Raw genomic sequence first — 16,481 nt, 5'->3', positions numbered from 1 at the left:
CAAGCTATGCTAAGACTTATGCAGGGTCGGCTTAGCGTATGCATACGTCTTGAAAGAACCATAAGTCTCGGTAAAAGGTGTATTACTGGAAGCGATGTAATATCCCGACGAACATGTCGCGATACTAAAGCACCGTTCTATTGCATGCGCTAGCGTTCCATCCACCTGCCCGGCCTCGGGCTCAAAGTCTTCACGGGTTAATTCCAAGTCGATAATTGATTGGATAGCCTCCACACGAGCATAGAACATTGAGCCGGCTGCGAACATTGCAATGGCAGGATCGACAGGATCGCTGTGCATCTGTCGTGACAGACGGTACACCGCATCAGCGTTCGCGCCCCAGTAGGTTGTCATCGGCAAGATATGACCCTCAGGTGCGGAAAGACCCAACTCCGGCTGCTGGCGAAATGCATCAAAATTACGGGCGGCCAGATAGGGATCCAGCAGCTTGTCGAGCATGTCTCGGCGCCATGACTCGCCGTCCTCACGGTGGAGCGAACGCTTGGTATGCAACTTCAGTACCAACGACTCGGAAACGTCCAGCGTCTTTAAGGTTTCCAGGAACGGCAGAATGTCACGGCCATGGTTCTCGTAAACTTGCACATCCGCTTCCATTCCTGCATCAGCGAGTCGCACCTTTACTTCCTGCACGTTGCGGGAAACTGTCGAGATTACAAGGCGATACGGTATTGTCCATTTGGATAGTGACGCCAACATCTCAGGAAGAAGTTCCGGATAGAAGGCGTGGATGATGACCACCACCCGCTCCGGCGTGCGCGGGGTAGGTACACGACGTAGTGCCTGGCGAGTTGCTTCCAGATAGGCATATCCGTAACGACGATCGGGCTCTAGATGCGCGCCCTCAGCCCACTCATTCCAGGCATTAACAAACACCAGAGACTCGCCCCGCACCGGGTTCTGACGGGCATAGTCGATTGCCCCTCGTAGCCAAGTTCGATAGCGTTCGGGAGTGGACCTGGCGACCGTGTAGCCCTTACCCGGCTTGCGTGCATCATTATCCCAACCGGGAAAGACGCCTCGAATGAGTTCGTATTCTGGCTTTGTCTCGGCAAAAGCACTGCTGACCACATCGGCATAATCAACCACAGCACCCTGAAAGCCGGGATTCACAATCTCCAACTCGTGATTAATCGAAGGCAGACCTGCTGCGACTTTGTGGGGTGGAAATTCAACCGCAGCGTCAAAACCATATTCGCGCGGATCAAGCTTGTCGAACTGCACCATACAGATGAACAGCTCACCGATTCCAGCCTCACGGCAATGCTGCCGCCAGCGTTCCAATGTTGCCCCAGCATCAGGCAGTAACGAGGGACGATAAAGGATGACTAACGGGCGACCATCAACACGGATATATCGTGGATCCCTTAGCAGAGGCTCCAACTCGGCGATAAATGCCCGGTCGTCTTCAGGACTGTAGTCTTGAGCGATGAGAACCTCGTTATCCAGGCCATCCCAGCGACGGGTCCAATTTTCGTTAGCCCAGCAAATACAGAAAGGTAGATCGACGTCAGACGCGAGTAGCTGGTCAAGCGGGCGTTCCATAAGCCGCTTACCCGCAAACCAATAATAATGAAAGCAAAAACCTTCAATGCCATACAACTTTGCCAACTCAGCCTGACGGCGCATGACATCGATCAGGCGTAAATCGTAGAAGCCAAGTTCACCCGGTAAATGGGGCTGGTAGTGCCCGACGAACTGCGGAACCGCTTTGCTCACATTCGTCCATTCGGTGAAGCCGCGGCCCCACCACGCGTCATTTTCGGGAAAAGGATGAAACTGCGGAAGGTAGAAGGCAATGACGCGCGCCGCATTTGCGCGAGGATCGATCTCAGCTGCGATACCGACATGCTCGCTTTCAGACGGTCTAGGCAACTGTAGGATGGCTTGCGTGTAACGACGGAAAAAAGAATCGCCGCCGTCCTCAACAGATGCCGACTGAGGCGACAGCAAAATCTCCTGCGGTTGGTCAGGCTGACGGGCGGCCAACCAGTTCTTGTAAGCATTGGTCTTTCCAAACACACCAGGCATCAGCCTAAACGATGCGGACTTGATCGACTGGCGCGTTGCTTCGGAGACAGGAAGTGCACGATAAACACTGCGCAGGCTACGTCCAACTGATTGCTTAACAAATTGTGGACGAAGCATATTCCTGAGGACTCGTAATGGCATGGTAATCCGCCAGCTAGTTGATGCCAGCAGCCGATCCAGTTCAGCAGCACGCTCTGATGCCAGGCGGAGTGATTGCTCGTATATCCCAAGCGCGTCTTTTGTTTCGATTAAATCGCGCCCCAGCCTGACTTCGGTTTCTCGAGCTTGCTCAGCAAGCTGGAACATTCTCTCTAGAATTGTGTTGTTTCTTTCCAACGCGCGATCACGCTCGGAACTTGCCTCTATCAACGACTGAATTTCAGCATTCTTGACTTGATCGCTGCCTGCGAGAGCCTGTATTTCAGCATCCTTCAATCGCTCACGCGCGGCACTTGCCGCCAACAGCGCCTGAATTTGCACCTCCTTAAGTCTGAGCTTCTCGGTTAAAGTTTCACGTAGGGCTTCCACTTCCATTTCCCTACGTCTTTCTGCATCTTCCGTCGCTGCCTTGTGCTGCCGAATCTCCCCATCACTGAGCTGTTCCTTCTCAGCGTTGATTGCCAGCTCGGCCAACAGTTGCGCTTGTCTATGACGAAGCGCTTCCCCATCGTCTTGACCTTCCTTAATTCCTTCCTGGAAGTGGCGGCTGATATCGCTGATTCGCTGTGCAGTATCAGACATCAAGGCATTCCAATCCCTTGACATTCTCCCCACATCAGGAAGCGAGCGCAAATTCAAGTTTGAGAAATTCTTTAGCCCTAGCCCACTATCTCGCCCATAAACTAGACGTGTGACCATGCCATCCAGATCAATGAAACGCTCGACGTCACCCTCACCAACTGGGGCGTTCATCATATCCATTAATTGTCGAAGGAGCGCTGGGAGGTGAAGATGCGAAATATCTTCGGGAGCGCCTACTGCAACCAAAGACATGAATGAGCCGATGACAGCCCGATAAATCAGATAAGGTAGCTCAAGCTCTCCGTGCCAGACCCATTCTAAATCGATAAACTGGTAGCTGCCGTCCTCCAGTTGCACAAGGTTACGCGGCAACGCATCCAAGGCCCAGCCTGGGAGCATGCCAGCCTCCGCATAATCGCCCGCCACCTCGACTTCATGTAGCAGGGCATCCTTCCATTGCCCTAACCACTCCGCCACCTCAGCAGCTGTCCAGCCATCACGGGTCACTATGGTTTCCAGCGCTTGGCTATGCATACGCCCGCTTAAAAACGGCTCCGGTAGCAAGCGCATACTAATGGGTCGCGAACGTTCAACACTGTCATCTTCGGCAAGGCGACTGCGCACAACTTCGATTTCGCCGCTACTGGTGTTTGATTGGAATTGAACCTGCTTGCAAAACACCGGGACGCGTTCGCTCGCAAAGTGCAGTGCCAAGGGCACAGGTCCACTATTGGCGACTGAAACAGCCCGTTTGCGAGCTACCACCAGAAATGAATTGGACATGTCAGCCAACAAACCGTTACGACCGATCACCGTCCAAGCCCGCTCCAAAGCGAATAGTGGAGCATAGGGAAGCTGTGGGTCGCTCGATGCACTTTGGCTGGCGAGAGAACTTGAATCGAACTGCGGGTAAGATCCGTCATAACCTGCCGGGAAAACCACCGCACTAGGAAATTTGTAATCAGGAAATGGCAACAAGAACTCAGCGTGCTCGAAACCTGCGTCTTGAAGCATTCTCGTCAACTCAAGCCGACCAAAAGTAACTACAGTTTTTTCACCATAGTTATCCGAAACGCCATACATGGCTTTACCGACATGGTCTTCCGGCATGCCGGCCAAGTACTTAAGACCCAACTGGTTTTCGATTGCGACAACTAACACACCATCGTCAGCCAGCAAGGAGTGCGCTTTACGCAGCCACGCAGCTGTGGGATCTGCAGCCTTGCCATAGATCCTCGCATACTCAAGTACACCGATGAGCGTCACTGCATCAAACGCATCTTCGGCCGAAAAGTTCTCCAGGACGTCGTTCACCACCTGCACATTCGGCAAGTCACGACAACGTGACGCAGTCATTCTCGCGCGACGCTGGCTACCTTCCAAAGCGACTAATGTGGTTCCGAGTTCACCTAAGTAGCGGGAAATAGCACCGCAGCCTGAGCCTACCTCCAGAACACGGCCACGTAGCAAATCTGCTAAAGGCCGTAAAAGATTCGCACGGCTGGCACTAAGATGATAGCGCGATGGCCAGTCGATCTGGTGTTCAAATAATGAGCGCGAAAACAATGAGACGTCGTCGCAACCAGCTATCGCAGCAGCTACTCGCTGCTCAGCTTCATCACCATCGCTATAGCCAAACTCTTCTGCCTGATCTTTAGGTAGCCAGACTCCTTCAGACAGTATATATGTGCTTGCTATTCCCACATACGAGTTAGACATTAACTTGCCAATCCTTGTTGAGCCGCTAATTTAGGACGAATCACAGCTCCAACGTCACTGAATCCGACAAAGCCTTCCGAAATGACTTGGAAGTGGATCGAATCGTAGCGCCTATCGTGAGGAATCACGTCGTCTCCCTGTCGACTGGCGACGCCAACGGAAATAAAGTAATCGCCACTCCCCAATCTACATTCAAAGTCGATATCAATTTGAATCGCACTTCCCGCGACGCCTACTTGGGCCATCTCGGCAATCTCTTGCATTTCGGTGTTGGTCGCATAAACAGTAACACCCTCAGTATTCTTGATAGTAAGACCAAGTACCGGGCGCGCCACTTCGCGTTCGAAACGAACAGCGAGGCTGAGACAGCCAGTCTCACCGCTGGAGACGACTTGAGGAAAAGCTTGGGCACCAAACCGCAAATAAAAATCTTGGAGGACGGCCGCTCTATCTCCCCAGCGATACTCATGGGGGCTATAATTCGGATGACTGGAAAATGGATCGGACCCGGCCGGCGGCATAGCCAAAAATTCAGGCTGGCTTTCCACCTGGCCATTGCCCTCAATTTTTACCGCGGCCTGCGACGAACGGCTTTTCCCGAATAGCAGGTCCATATAATGGTGCACTACTTTTTTTGGCACGCCATCCATCAGCAGACGGCCTCCATCTAGAAGGACTGCGCGATCACAATGTGTAACAATTTGCTCAGTGGAATGAGATACGAACAGGATGGACGTACCCTGCTCACGCAACTCGCGCAATCTCGCAAAACACTTCGACTGGAACTTCGCGTCACCTACCGCAAGCGCCTCGTCCACAACCAAAACGTCCGGGGTGACATTGATAGCCACGGCAAACGCGAGGCGGACAAACATGCCGCTGGAATAGGTCTTTACAGGTTGATCGATGAATTCGCCGATATCAGCAAATTCCGTAATGTGTTGGAAGCGCCCCTCAATCTCTCTGCGCGAAAGACCAAGGACCGCGCCGTAAACGAAGACATTCTCTCGTCCGGTGAACTCTGGATTGAAGCCAGCCCCAAGCTCCAACAGAGCGGCGACTCGTCCGTTTACGATCGCAGTGCCCGTCGTAGGCGCCAAAGTGCCGCAGATAATTTGTAAAAGAGTCGATTTACCCGAACCATTACGACCAACAATACCCACGCTTTCCCCCCGCCCCACATTAAAGCTAACCGCATCAAGCGCATGGAACTCACGAAACCATTGAGCCTTGCGTTCATTCGGACTCAGCATCTGCATCAATCGATGATGCGATTTCTGGTAAACAGGAAAGACCTTGCCAATATTATGAACTTGGATAATGGGCTCAGATGACATCTGCAAATCCTCTGCGAGTTGCCTTGAACCATGCAAAGCCTGCGTAGAATACAATTATCGCAATGCACATATAAATCGCGAGACCAATGAAATCTGGCAAATTCCCCCAGAGTGCTACTTCGCGTGCCTGGTCGATGATGAAAGTTAGCGGATTCAACTTAAAAATTAGCTCAAAACTTTGCGGGATCGCTTGCTCGGGGATCATGGCCGAAGACAGAAACAACAGCGCAGTAGAAAGCACACCGGTAACCTGGGTGATATCGCGGAAGTACACTCCAAGCGAAGCTAGGAACCAAGACACTCCCAGCCCCAGTACTACCAGTGGCAGCAGTACAACCGGCAGCAATAAAATTGTCCAAGATATCTGTCCATCCATAGCTAACCTAAGCAGCGCAAACACCACTGTGTTCATTAGCACATGGAAAAGCGCAGATGCGACCATTGGCCAAGGCAGAATTTCAAGTGGGAATATGACCCGTTTGACAAAATTCGGGTTACCCATAATCAAGTATGGTGAACGGCTTAGACATTCGGCAAAGAAGCCATGCACGATCAAGCCAACGAACAGCACCAACGAAAAGTGCGCTTGCCCTTCGGCAACTTGGGGCCAGCGGCTTTTCATGATGGAACCGAATGCAATCGTATAGACAATCAACAGAAGAAATGGACTTATCAGCGACCAGAGTAGGCCAAAGCTGGCTCCGCGATAGCGGCCTAACACCTCACGCTTAGATAATTCCAATGTCAGGTCTCGACGCTCCGTGAGTGCGTCGAAAGGCCCAAGTACTAACCTTGTTAGACGTCCTCGACCAAGTAAAGTCCGGGTCATTAGAAATTTCCCTCTTGTAAGGCGGCTTCCAGATCCCCACGCAAATCCCCCACATCCTCAACCCCCACGCTCAACCGCACCAACGCATCGCTGATGCCCAGCTGTTCGCGGCGGGCCACGGGAATCGAGGCATGTGTCATGACGGCGGGATGGTTGACCAGGCTTTCCACCCCGCCGAGCGATTCGGCCAGGGTGAACAGTTCGGTTTTTTCGCAGAAGCGCTTGGCCGCCTCGAAGCCGCCCTTGAGGACGATCGAGACGATGCCGCCAAAGCCGGACATCTGACTTTTCGCAAGTGCGTGCTGCGGGTGAGAAGCAAGACCGGGGTAGATCACTTTTTCGATGGCGGGGTGAGTTTCCAACCATTGCGCCAGCGCCAGGGCGTTCTCGCAATGCGCGCGCATGCGCAGCGGCAAGGTCTTCAATCCACGTAACGCGAGGAAGCTGTCGAATGGGCCTTGCACGCCGCCAATGGAGTTCTGCAGGAACGCCAGTTGCTCGGCCAACTCAGCGTTGTCGCCAACCACGGCGATGCCGCCGACCATGTCGGAGTGACCATTGAGGTACTTGGTGGCCGAGTGCACGACGATGTCGGCGCCCAGATCGAGCGGGCGCTGCAGCATCGGCGAGGCGAAGGTGTTGTCGACCACGATCAGCAGACCGTGCTCGCGCGCAATCGCGGCAATGGCGGCGATATCGACCAGCTTGAGCATCGGGTTGGTCGGGGTTTCGATCCACACCATCTTGGTGTTCGGGCCGATCGCGGCTTCGAAGGCAGCTGGGTCGGTCAGGTCGACGAAGCCGACATCCAGGCCGGCGGTACGGCGGCGCACGCGTTCGAACAGGCGGAAGGTACCGCCGTACAAATCGTCCATCGCCACCACGTGGCTGCCGGCATCCAGCAGTTCCATCACCGTGGAAGTGGCAGCCATGCCGGAGGCGAACGCGAACGCGCGCGTGCCGCCTTCCAGCGCGGCCACGCAGCGCTCGTAGGCGAAGCGCGTGGGGTTATGCGTGCGCGAATACTCGAAGCCCTGATGTTTGCCGGGGCTGGATTGCGCATACGTGGACGTCGCGTAGATCGGCGGCATCACCGCGCCGGTGCTGGGATCCGGCGACTGCCCTCCATGGATTGCCAGCGTTGCAAGCGACAGCGCGCGCTCACCGTCATGGCTATGAGTGGTGCGGTTGGACATGGAGGTTCCCGGAAAAAGTGGGCAATTGTAACAAGCGGGTCTGAATGACCCGTGCCGCGCGTCTCATCCGAGGGCGCGACGGCCTGAGATCACTGCACGCGACGGCGCAGGTAGTTGAGCAAGTCGATGCGGGTGATCAGGCCCAAAAACTGCTGGCCGTCCATGACGATGGCGACCTGGCCGCGGTCGAACACCGGCAGCAGCGCTTCGATCGGCGAGGCCACATCCAGGCGATCGAGCTTGCTGACCATGGCGGTGGAAATCGGGTCGCGGAAACGCGCTTCGTCGCCATATACATGCAGCAGCACGTCGCTCTCGTCGACGATGCCCACCAGCTCGCCATCTTCGATCACCGGCAACTGCGAGACGTCGTACAACTTCATGCGCTGATACGCGGTGGTCAGCAGGTCCTTCGGCCCGACCACCACGGTGTCACGCTTGTTGTAAGGGCGCAGGATCAGGTCGCGCAGGTCGCCGTGCTGCGGGCGCTCCAAAAAGCCGTTGTCGAGCATCCAGTAGTCGTTGTACATCTTCGACAGGTACTTGTTGCCGGTATCGCAGACGAACACCAGCACGCGCTTGGGCGTGGTCTGCTCGCGGCAATACTTCAGCGCAGCGGCCAGCAAGGTGCCGGTGGACGAGCCGCCGAGGATCCCCTCCTTGGCCAGCAGCTCGCGCGCGGTGTGGAAGCTTTCGGCATCGCTGATCGAATAGGCCTTCTTGACCCGCGAAAAATCCGAGATATCCGGCAGGAAGTCCTCGCCGATGCCTTCGACCAGCCAGCTGCCGGACTTTTCGCTGACCGTGCCTTCTTCGATGTACTGGGTCAGGATCGAGCCGACCGGGTCGGCCAGCACCAGTTCGGTGTGCGGCGAGGCGCTGGCGAAGGCGCGCGACAGGCCGGTCATGGTGCCGGAGCTGCCGCAGCCGAACACGATGGCGTCCAGCTGGCCGTCCATCTGCGCCAGGATTTCCGGGCCGGTGCCGAATTCGTGCGCGGCCGGGTTGTCCGGGTTGCCGAACTGGTTGATGAAGTAGGCGCCCGGGGTCTCGGCGGCGATCTTGGCGGCCAGGTCCTGGTAGTACTCCGGGTGGCCCTTTGCCACATCCGAGCGGGTCAGCACCACGTTGGCGCCCATGGCTTTTAGATTGAAGATCTTCTCGCGGCTCATCTTGTCCGGCACTACCAGAATCAACTGGTAGCCCTTCTGCTGCGCCACCAGGGCCAGGCCCAGACCAGTATTGCCGGCGGTGCCTTCCACCAAGGTGGCGCCGGGCTTCAGGTCGCCGCGCTGCTCGGCCGCTTCGATCATCGACAGACCGATGCGGTCCTTGATCGATCCCCCAGGATTATTCGCCTCCAGCTTGAGGAACAGCTCGCAGACGCCGGTGTCCAGGCGCTGGGCCTTGACGATCGGCGTGTTGCCAATCAGTTCGAGTACGGAGGAATGAATCGCCATCGGGATATCGTCGCTGCGCCACGCGGGCTAGGCCGGTCATTATCCGACGAACGGCTGTGGATTGCTCATTCAGCCTTGAAACGATTACGCAGGCGATGAACAAGCAGGCTCAACCTCTAGGCAAACGTGCCATCGGCCAGAAAACGCAGCGCTACAAACGAAAGACGCGGACGGTGGCAAGCCGACGAGGAGGCCGCCACCGCCCGCGACGGTGAACTTGTTCTAACGATGGGGAAGGATCAATGCGTCAGCTGGTCGTACATCCGGGTGAGCTTTTCTTTGGTATGCAACTTCTCACGCTTCATCTGGCCCAAGGTCACGTCGTCGATCGGGAGCACCCCGAGTTCGGCATCCATGCATTTCTTGTTCAATAGCTTGTGGCGTTGGTAGAGCTGCTTGAACTCGGGATCGGACTTCATCAATGCGTCGATTTCGGTCTGCGGTTGCCCTTCGAACATGGCGTTACCTCCTTCACTCTTCACTCAAACAAGAACGCCCCGGCCAGCGAAGGCACGGGGCGCAGCTTGGGGATGGAGGACCAACGCGTTGCAGAGGCCGACACACGGGCGAAACCACCACCAGCCATTCCGCCCATTTGCATCGTCGCGTGCCTCTGCGTCACTGGCCCGGCCCTCCGTACTTCCCGAGCGGCGGAGTTGCTGCCCGGAGGTACGACCCTACGCCGGTCGCGGAGGGGGTTCAAGACCGAAAGGGCTGCATTTGCCGTTCCTTGGCGCAATCAGTGACCGCGGTTCAACCAGGCGTCATGCCCTGGTTAAAACGCCTTAACTTCCAATCACTTGCCTTCAAGGAGCGACAACGACCTCGGCCGCGCGGGTCTTGCTGGCCGCGCCTTTGGTGCCAGTGACCTGCAGCCGCGAGGCCGCCACGCCGCCTGCCACCAGGGCATCGCGCACCGCTTCGGCACGCTTTTTGGCGGTGGCGGCATCGTTGTCGAACCCGACGATGCTGATCCGGCCTTTCTTGCCGATGTTCAGATATTCGGCCAGGGCCTTGGCCTGCCCGGCAGCATCGCCGGACAGCGCCGCCTTGCCACCGAAGGCGCCACTGCCCAGCGAGAAGACCTCGCCCCGGGTGTCGAACTTGGCGGGCGGCAGCTTGGCCCCGGCCACCAATTCGGCCTCCTCGTGCGCCAGCTGCACGGCTTTCTGCTGGGCGGCGTTGAGCTTGGCGGTCTGCTTGCCGGCCACGCTGGTCAGCGCCAGCTCGGCATCCTGGCGGGCCAGGGTCTCCTGTTCGGCCGCTTGGCGCATGCGCTCGGCCTCTTCGGCCTGGATCTGCGCCTGCACACGCAGACGCTCGGCCTCCTGCCGGGCGCGCGAGGCGTCGCGGCGGCTGGCTTCGATCAGCAAGTCGTTGCGGGTACCTTCCAGGCGGTCTAGCTCGCGCCGCGCCAGCGCGGTACGCGCAGTGAGTTCGGCGATCTCGACCCGGCGGTCGGCCAGGAACAGCAGTTCGTCGCGGTCGCGGCGCTTGGCCTCGGCCAGCGCGGCAACGATCTGCTGCGCCTGCAGGCGCTCGTAGCGGGCCAGGTCGCTGGTCTGCGGATCGCTCTGCAGCATGGCCAGGCGCCGGTTCAGCGCGTCGGCCTGCGGGTCGTTCTTGGCCGCTATCGCCAGCGGTGGCAGCGTGGCCAGGCTCAGCACACAAATAAAGAGGAAGGGGCGCAGTGTCATCGGCCGTTCTCCCCGGTGTTGAGCGTGTTCTGCAACTGCGCCACTTCCTTCTTGCGCTGTTCCAGCTGGGCGCTGACCACCGCTTGTTCACTGCGCGCCTTGGCCAGATCGGCATCGGCGGCGGCGCGCAGGGCGATCTGCGGCACCTGCTTGCGCTGGCGCTTGTCCAGTTGCGCCTGCTGGACCTGCATCAGTTCCTGGCGGGCCAGGTTGACCAGATCCGGGGCGTATTGATCGGCATCGGCCTGGGTGGCGCGTTGCACGGCCTGCTCGGCCGCGGTGAGCTCCGGTGCCACCTGGGCGGCGGCCGAAGAGGAAAGAACCATGAAACAGGCGATGCCATACAGGGATCGCCGCAAGTATGCGAAGCTAGCCGTCATTAGGGGAGCCGTAGCGAGGAAGTCTCGAGCACGGCCATTGTCGGAAGCCTGCGGCGGACTTGCAACGAGACGCTGCTGTTTGTTGGGGAACCATTGCGCATGGATATCGGCTACTTCCTGAAGCTGATGACCGAAAAGAATGCCTCGGACATGTTCTTGACCACCGGCGCGCCGGTGTACATCAAGATCGAAGGCAAGCTCTACCCGCTCGGCAATACGGGGTTGCCGCCGGGGATGGTCAAGAAAATCGCTTACTCACTGATGGACGAAGGCCAGGTGCCGCAGTTCGAGCGCGAGCTCGAGCTCAACATGGCGATTGCCTTGTCCGATGCCGGCCGTTTCCGCGTGAACGTGTTCAAGCAGCGTGGCGAGGTGGGCATGGTGATCCGTGCCATCCGCAGCCGGATCCCGAGCATCGAGGAGCTCAACCTGCCGCAGGTGCTCAAGGACGTCATCATGACCCCGCGTGGGCTGGTGCTGGTGGTGGGCTCGACCGGCTCCGGCAAGTCGACCTCGCTGGCGTCGATGATCGACCACCGCAACAGCACCACCACCGGACACATCCTCACCATCGAGGACCCGATCGAATATCTGCACAAGCACAAGATGTCGATCGTCAACCAGCGCGAGGTGGGCCTGGACACGCACGCCTTCCAGAGCGCGCTGAAGAACGCGATGCGCGAAGCGCCGGACGTGATCCTGATCGGCGAAATCCTGGATGCCGAGACCATGGAGGCGGCCATCGCCTTCGCCGAGACCGGTCACCTGTGCCTGGCGACGCTGCACTCCAACAACGCCGACCAGACCATCGAGCGCATCCTCAATTTCTTCCCGGAAAGTGCGCACAAGAACGTGCTGATGAATCTGGCGCTGAACCTGCGCGCCGTGGTGTCGCAGCGCCTGGTCAAGGGCGTGGATGGACGGCGCCGCCCGGCCACCGAGGTGTTGATCAACACCCCGATGATCCGCGACCTGCTGCGCCGCGGCCAGGTGCACGAGGTCAAGCAGGCGATGGAAGAGTCGCTGGAAGAAGGCATGCAGACCTTCGACCAATGCCTGTTCCGGATGGTGAAGTCGGGCGAAATCGAGCAGGAAGAAGCACTGCGTGCGGCCGACTCGCGCGACGGCCTGGCATTGAAGTTCCGTCTCTCCGAGGGCGGCTCCGGCGAACACGACCCGTACGCGGACTACGAAACACCTGCTGCGCCAACCATCAGCCACGGGTTTATTTAAGCGGCCTCCTTGCCGGTTTCGGCCGGCGACTGGCGGCATGGTGTGATTGTTGGCGTGCTTATCGATGCATTCGTGACCGATGCGATCGCGTGCTGACCCGCGTCTAGCACTGCGCCCCCTTCGTCCGTTCGCGAAGGTCGAAGCTTCGTGCGTGGATTCAAGCCTGCTTCAAGGTGAGCGCCAGTGTTGTTTTGAGGACTGACCTAGCGCCGGGTTGACCGCGGCGTTGGCGAGCGACCCGCAAGCTGCCGTTATTCCGGCCTACGGAGAAAGCTGCACGCAGCGCAGACGAAAGGGTCGCCTCTCTCGTCCCTCTACCTCACGCAACGGCATCCACCTGCATTTCCGGCCGCGCGGCATCGAATGCCGGCAGTGCCAGGCATGCCTGTTCGATGCGATGCAGGGTGGGATATGACGACAGATCGACGTCGAACCGGCGCGCGTTGTAGAGCTGCGGAATCAACACGCAATCGGCCAGTCCCGGGGTGTCGCCATGGCAGAACCTTGCGGCGTGGGGGGCGTGGGCCAGTTGCACTTCCAGCGCCGCAAACCCTTGCTGCATCCAGTGCTGCGTCCACAGCAGGCGCTGTGCGGGATCGCGTTGCCATTGCCGCTCGAGAAACTGGGTGACCCGCAGGTTGTTGAGCGGATGCACATCGCAGGCGATGACCTGCGCAAGTGCGCGCACGCGGGCGCGCTCGGGCGGCGTTGCCGGCAGCAGGCGCGCGCTGTCCGGAAACCCATCTTCCAGGTACTCCAGGATCGCGAGCGATTGCGGAACCACCACTGCGCCGTGACGCAGCGTCGGGACCAACTGCTGTGGATTGAGCTGCGCGTACGCAGCGGCGTGCTGCTCGCCGCCATCGCGCACCAGATGGACCGGGTGCGTGACGTATGCCAGCGCCTTGATATTCAACCCGATGCGCACGCGATAGGCCGCGCTCGAACGCCAGTACGAAAACAACTCCAAGGTCGCGCTCATACGCCAGCCTGGCTGTGGACGCTTGCAGAGGGTACGCAGCCTGTCATGGCAGCGGCTGCCGCTCGACGCGCTGTTCGATCGCGCCAAAGATGCTTGCGCCGCTGGCATCGAACATCTCGATCCGCACCACGTCGCCGAATGCCATGAACGGCGTACTCGGCTTGCCATCGCGCAGGGTCTCGACCACGCGCTGTTCGGCAAAACACGAGGCGCCCAGCGTGGTGTCCTGATTGGCGATGGTGCCGGATCCCACGATCGTGCCGGCCGACAACGGACGGGTCTTGGCGGCGTGGGCGATCAACTGGGCGAAGTCGAACTGCATGTCGTTGCCGGCTTCCGGCGCACCGAACCAGGCGCCGTTGACGTGGGTCACCAGCGGCAAATGCACCTTATTGTCGCGCCAGGCGGCGTCCAGCTCGTCGGGGGTGACGAACACCGGCGACAGCGCCGAGCGTGGCTTGGATTGCACGAAACCGAAGCCCTTGGCGAGTTCGGCCGGAATCAGGTTGCGCAATGAGACATCGTTGACCAGACCGACCAACTGGATGTGCGCAGCCGCCTGCTCGGGCGAGGCGCCCATCGGCACGTCGTCGGTGACGACCACGATTTCGGCCTCCAGGTCGATGCCGTGGTCCTCGCTGATCACCTTGATGGCATCGCGCGGGCCGTAGAAGCCGGCGCTGGTGGCCTGGTACATCAGCGGGTCGGTGTAGAAGCTTTCCGGCACCTCGGCATTGCGGGCGCGGCGCACCCGCTCCACATGCGGCAGGTAGGCGCTGCCGTCGACGAACTCGTAGGCGCGCGGCAACGGTGCAGCCAGGGCCTGCAGATCCAGATCGAACACCCCATCGGCGCTGCCGTCGTTGAGCGAGGCCGACAAGGCGTTCAGGCGCGGCGCGACGTTGCTCCAGTCTTCCAGCGCGCGCTGCAGCGTGGGCGCGATGCCGGTGGCACGAACGGCGGTGCGCAGGTCGCGCGCGACCACGATCAGGCTGCCGTCGCGACCGCCTTCCTTCAGGGAACCTAGCTTCATGACCATCCTGTGCTGTGGCTGATCGGCCGATTGTACGACCTGTCGCAAAAGTAGTTGCACATGAAACAACTGACCGTCACCACAACCGCGGTGACGGGATTTTGTGCAGCGCGCCAAACGCGCGTACACTTGCCGGGTCTGCATGCGGCCGTCCGTTTCCCTTAGGGACAGCCGGCGAGGCCAGGATCGATCGATCCGCTCGCCCGCCCCACCCGACGCCTTTCGTGGTGCCGACAAACCCATCGCTCTTTGATCGGGTTGTTCCACCATCTCGCAGCGCGGTTCACGGGAACGCTCCGAGCCTCACTTTTTGCATCTGCAATGCGTTTGCGCTCCAGGCTTGGCCTGGCGGCGGCGCTTTACTTGGAGCTTCCTGATGTCTTTTGAATCCCTGGGCCTTGCGCCCTTCCTGCTGCGCGCGTTGGCCGAGCAGGGCTACGAAACCCCCACTGCGATCCAGCAGCAGGCGATCCCGTTGGTGCTGGCCGGTCACGACCTGCTGGCCGGCGCGCAGACCGGTACCGGCAAGACCGCCGCGTTCGGCCTGCCGCTGCTGCAGCACCTGGGCACCAGCCCGCAGCCGGTCAACGGCCCGCGCAAGCCGCGCGCGCTGATCCTGACCCCCACCCGCGAACTGGCCACCCAGGTGCATGACAGCCTGCGCGGCTACAGCAAGTACCTGCGCATCCCCAGTGCGGTGATCTACGGCGGCGTGGGCATGGGTAACCAGCTCGACACCCTGCGTCGTGGCGTGGACCTGCTGATCGCCTGCCCGGGCCGCCTGATCGACCATATCGAGCGTCGCAGCGTGGACCTGTCCGGCATCGAAGTGCTGATCCTGGACGAGGCAGACCGCATGCTCGACATGGGCTTCTTGCCGTCGATCAAGCGCATCCTGACCAAGCTGCCGCGCCAGGACCGCCAGACCCTGCTGTTCTCGGCCACCTTCGAAGAGAACATCAAGCAGCTGGCGCTGGAGTTCATGCGCAACCCGATGCAGATCCAGGTCACCCCGAGCAACACCGTGGCCGAGAGCATCACCCACCGGGTGCACCCGGTCGATGGCGCGCGCAAGCGCGATCTGCTGCTGCACCTGTTGGCGCAGGATAGCCGCGAGCAGACCCTGGTGTTCGCGCGCACCAAGCACGGCAGCGACAAGCTGGCGCTGTTCCTGGAGAAGTCCGGCATCAAGACCGCGGCGATCCACGGCAACAAGAGCCAGGGCCAGCGCATGCGTGCCCTGAGCGACTTCAAGGCCGGCCGCGTGACCGTGCTGGTGGCCACCGATATCGCCGCGCGCGGTATCGATATCGATCAGCTGCCGAAGGTCATCAACTACGACCTGCCGATGGTGGCCGAAGACTACGTGCACCGCATCGGCCGCACCGGCCGTAACGGCTCCACCGGCGAGGCGATCTCGCTGGTGGCGCAGGACGAAGCCAAGCTGCTGCGCCAGATCGTGCGTATGCTGGGCCGCGACGTGGAAATCCGCGACGTGCCGGGCTACGAGCCGCAGACCCCGATTCGCTGGGGCAATAGCGCGCCGGGTCGTGCCGAGCAGCCAGGCGGTGATCGCGCCCCGCGCAAGAGCCACGCCCGTCGTCCGCATGGCGATGCACCGCGTCAGGCGCATGCGCATGCCGGCCCGAAGAAGCCGGGTGGCCAGCGCAGCGCCGGGCCGCGTCAGGCCAATGCCGGTGCAGCAGGTGCAGGCCGTCGCGATGGTGGCCGCGGTGGTCAGCGTCCGAGCGGCACGCGCTGAATCCTGCGCGCCGGCAGGTCCGGTGCCGGATTGGCGTTGAACCAAAAAAGCCGCCCTTCGGGG

The 16,481-nt window shown here is 59.7% G+C and carries 12 protein-coding genes; 2 read left to right on the top strand and 10 right to left on the bottom strand.

Annotated features, from left to right (window positions below):
- Window positions 1–9: 9 nt before the first annotated feature.
- The 8 genes from XBLMG947_RS00060 to XBLMG947_RS00025 all read right to left on the bottom strand — a co-directional run bounded on the left by XBLMG947_RS00060 (window position 10) and on the right by XBLMG947_RS00025 (window position 11,408).
- Window positions 10–4,509 (bottom strand): glycoside hydrolase family 99-like domain-containing protein, encoded by a 4,500-nt coding sequence (locus XBLMG947_RS00060; protein ID WP_245228080.1) that lies wholly within the window; start codon window positions 4,507–4,509, stop codon window positions 10–12.
- Complete coding sequence (locus XBLMG947_RS00055) at window positions 4,509–5,846, bottom strand: ABC transporter ATP-binding protein (RefSeq protein ID WP_065465833.1); 1,338 nt, start codon at window positions 5,844–5,846, stop codon at window positions 4,509–4,511. The genes XBLMG947_RS00060 and XBLMG947_RS00055 overlap by 1 nt, the downstream gene beginning before the upstream one ends.
- Window positions 5,836–6,675, bottom strand: a complete 840-nt coding sequence (locus XBLMG947_RS00050) for an ABC transporter permease (protein WP_245228079.1) — start codon at window positions 6,673–6,675, stop codon at window positions 5,836–5,838. Before XBLMG947_RS00050 ends, XBLMG947_RS00055 begins: the two co-directional genes overlap by 11 nt.
- Window positions 6,675–7,871 (bottom strand): cystathionine gamma-synthase, encoded by a 1,197-nt coding sequence (locus XBLMG947_RS00045; protein ID WP_065465832.1) that lies wholly within the window; start codon window positions 7,869–7,871, stop codon window positions 6,675–6,677. The genes XBLMG947_RS00050 and XBLMG947_RS00045 overlap by 1 nt, the downstream gene beginning before the upstream one ends.
- 89 nt (window positions 7,872–7,960) lie before the next feature.
- Window positions 7,961–9,331, bottom strand: a complete 1,371-nt coding sequence (locus XBLMG947_RS00040) for a pyridoxal-phosphate dependent enzyme (RefSeq protein WP_065465831.1) — start codon at window positions 9,329–9,331, stop codon at window positions 7,961–7,963.
- 239 nt (window positions 9,332–9,570) lie between these two features.
- Window positions 9,571–9,789 carry an HP1242/YdcH family protein gene (locus XBLMG947_RS00035; protein WP_065465830.1) on the bottom strand — a complete coding sequence of 73 codons (219 nt, stop codon included), beginning with the start codon at window positions 9,787–9,789 and terminating at the stop codon, window positions 9,571–9,573.
- A gap of 348 nt (window positions 9,790–10,137) precedes the next feature.
- Window positions 10,138–11,028, bottom strand: coding sequence for an OmpA family protein (locus tag XBLMG947_RS00030; RefSeq protein WP_065465829.1), 891 nt, complete (start codon window positions 11,026–11,028; stop codon window positions 10,138–10,140).
- Window positions 11,025–11,408, bottom strand: a complete 384-nt coding sequence (locus XBLMG947_RS00025) for a DUF4398 domain-containing protein (protein WP_065465828.1) — start codon at window positions 11,406–11,408, stop codon at window positions 11,025–11,027. The genes XBLMG947_RS00030 and XBLMG947_RS00025 overlap by 4 nt, the downstream gene beginning before the upstream one ends.
- A 99-nt stretch (window positions 11,409–11,507) precedes the next feature.
- Here XBLMG947_RS00025 and XBLMG947_RS00020 point away from each other — a divergent pair, with 99 nt between their 5' ends.
- Window positions 11,508–12,641, top strand: a complete 1,134-nt coding sequence (locus tag XBLMG947_RS00020; RefSeq protein ID WP_065465827.1) for a PilT/PilU family type 4a pilus ATPase — start codon at window positions 11,508–11,510, stop codon at window positions 12,639–12,641.
- A 319-nt stretch (window positions 12,642–12,960) separates the two neighbouring features.
- Here the strand turns inward: XBLMG947_RS00020 and maiA are convergent, their stop codons facing one another.
- Complete coding sequence (gene maiA / locus XBLMG947_RS00015) at window positions 12,961–13,623, bottom strand: maleylacetoacetate isomerase (RefSeq protein WP_065465826.1); 663 nt, start codon at window positions 13,621–13,623, stop codon at window positions 12,961–12,963.
- A gap of 43 nt (window positions 13,624–13,666) precedes the next feature.
- A complete protein-coding gene (locus tag XBLMG947_RS00010) occupies window positions 13,667–14,725 on the bottom strand; it encodes a fumarylacetoacetate hydrolase family protein (RefSeq protein ID WP_181093080.1) in 1,059 nt (352 codons plus the stop codon).
- A gap of 307 nt (window positions 14,726–15,032) precedes the next feature.
- On the opposite strand from XBLMG947_RS00010, the gene XBLMG947_RS00005 reads away from it, so the two are divergent.
- Entirely contained in the window at window positions 15,033–16,418 is a 1,386-nt protein-coding gene (locus XBLMG947_RS00005) for a DEAD/DEAH box helicase (protein WP_065465824.1), read from the top strand.
- Window positions 16,419–16,481: the final 63 nt, after the last annotated feature.

Source organism: Xanthomonas bromi, assembly GCF_900092025.1.
Lineage (GTDB): Bacteria > Pseudomonadota > Gammaproteobacteria > Xanthomonadales > Xanthomonadaceae > Xanthomonas > Xanthomonas bromi.
The sequence above is the reverse complement of the archived record's forward strand: the minus strand, read 5'-3'. Positions and strand labels throughout refer to the sequence as shown.

Excerpts from the sequence above, each read along its gene's own strand:
- XBLMG947_RS00025 (WP_065465828.1), bottom strand. The coding sequence starts at position 11,408 with ATGACGGCTAGCTTCGCATACTTGCGGCGATCCCTGTATGGCATCGCC.
- XBLMG947_RS00060 (WP_245228080.1), bottom strand. The coding sequence starts at position 4,509 with ATGTCTAACTCGTATGTGGGAATAGCAAGCACATATATACTGTCTGAA.
- XBLMG947_RS00020 (WP_065465827.1), top strand. The coding sequence starts at position 11,508 with ATGGATATCGGCTACTTCCTGAAGCTGATGACCGAAAAGAATGCCTCG.
- XBLMG947_RS00035 (WP_065465830.1), bottom strand. The coding sequence starts at position 9,789 with ATGTTCGAAGGGCAACCGCAGACCGAAATCGACGCATTGATGAAGTCC.
- XBLMG947_RS00030 (WP_065465829.1), bottom strand. The coding sequence starts at position 11,028 with ATGACACTGCGCCCCTTCCTCTTTATTTGTGTGCTGAGCCTGGCCACG.
- XBLMG947_RS00055 (WP_065465833.1), bottom strand. The coding sequence starts at position 5,846 with ATGTCATCTGAGCCCATTATCCAAGTTCATAATATTGGCAAGGTCTTT.
- maiA (WP_065465826.1), bottom strand. The coding sequence starts at position 13,623 with ATGAGCGCGACCTTGGAGTTGTTTTCGTACTGGCGTTCGAGCGCGGCC.
- XBLMG947_RS00040 (WP_065465831.1), bottom strand. The coding sequence starts at position 9,331 with ATGGCGATTCATTCCTCCGTACTCGAACTGATTGGCAACACGCCGATC.
- XBLMG947_RS00005 (WP_065465824.1), top strand. The coding sequence starts at position 15,033 with ATGTCTTTTGAATCCCTGGGCCTTGCGCCCTTCCTGCTGCGCGCGTTG.
- XBLMG947_RS00050 (WP_245228079.1), bottom strand. The coding sequence starts at position 6,675 with ATGACCCGGACTTTACTTGGTCGAGGACGTCTAACAAGGTTAGTACTT.
- XBLMG947_RS00045 (WP_065465832.1), bottom strand. The coding sequence starts at position 7,871 with ATGTCCAACCGCACCACTCATAGCCATGACGGTGAGCGCGCGCTGTCG.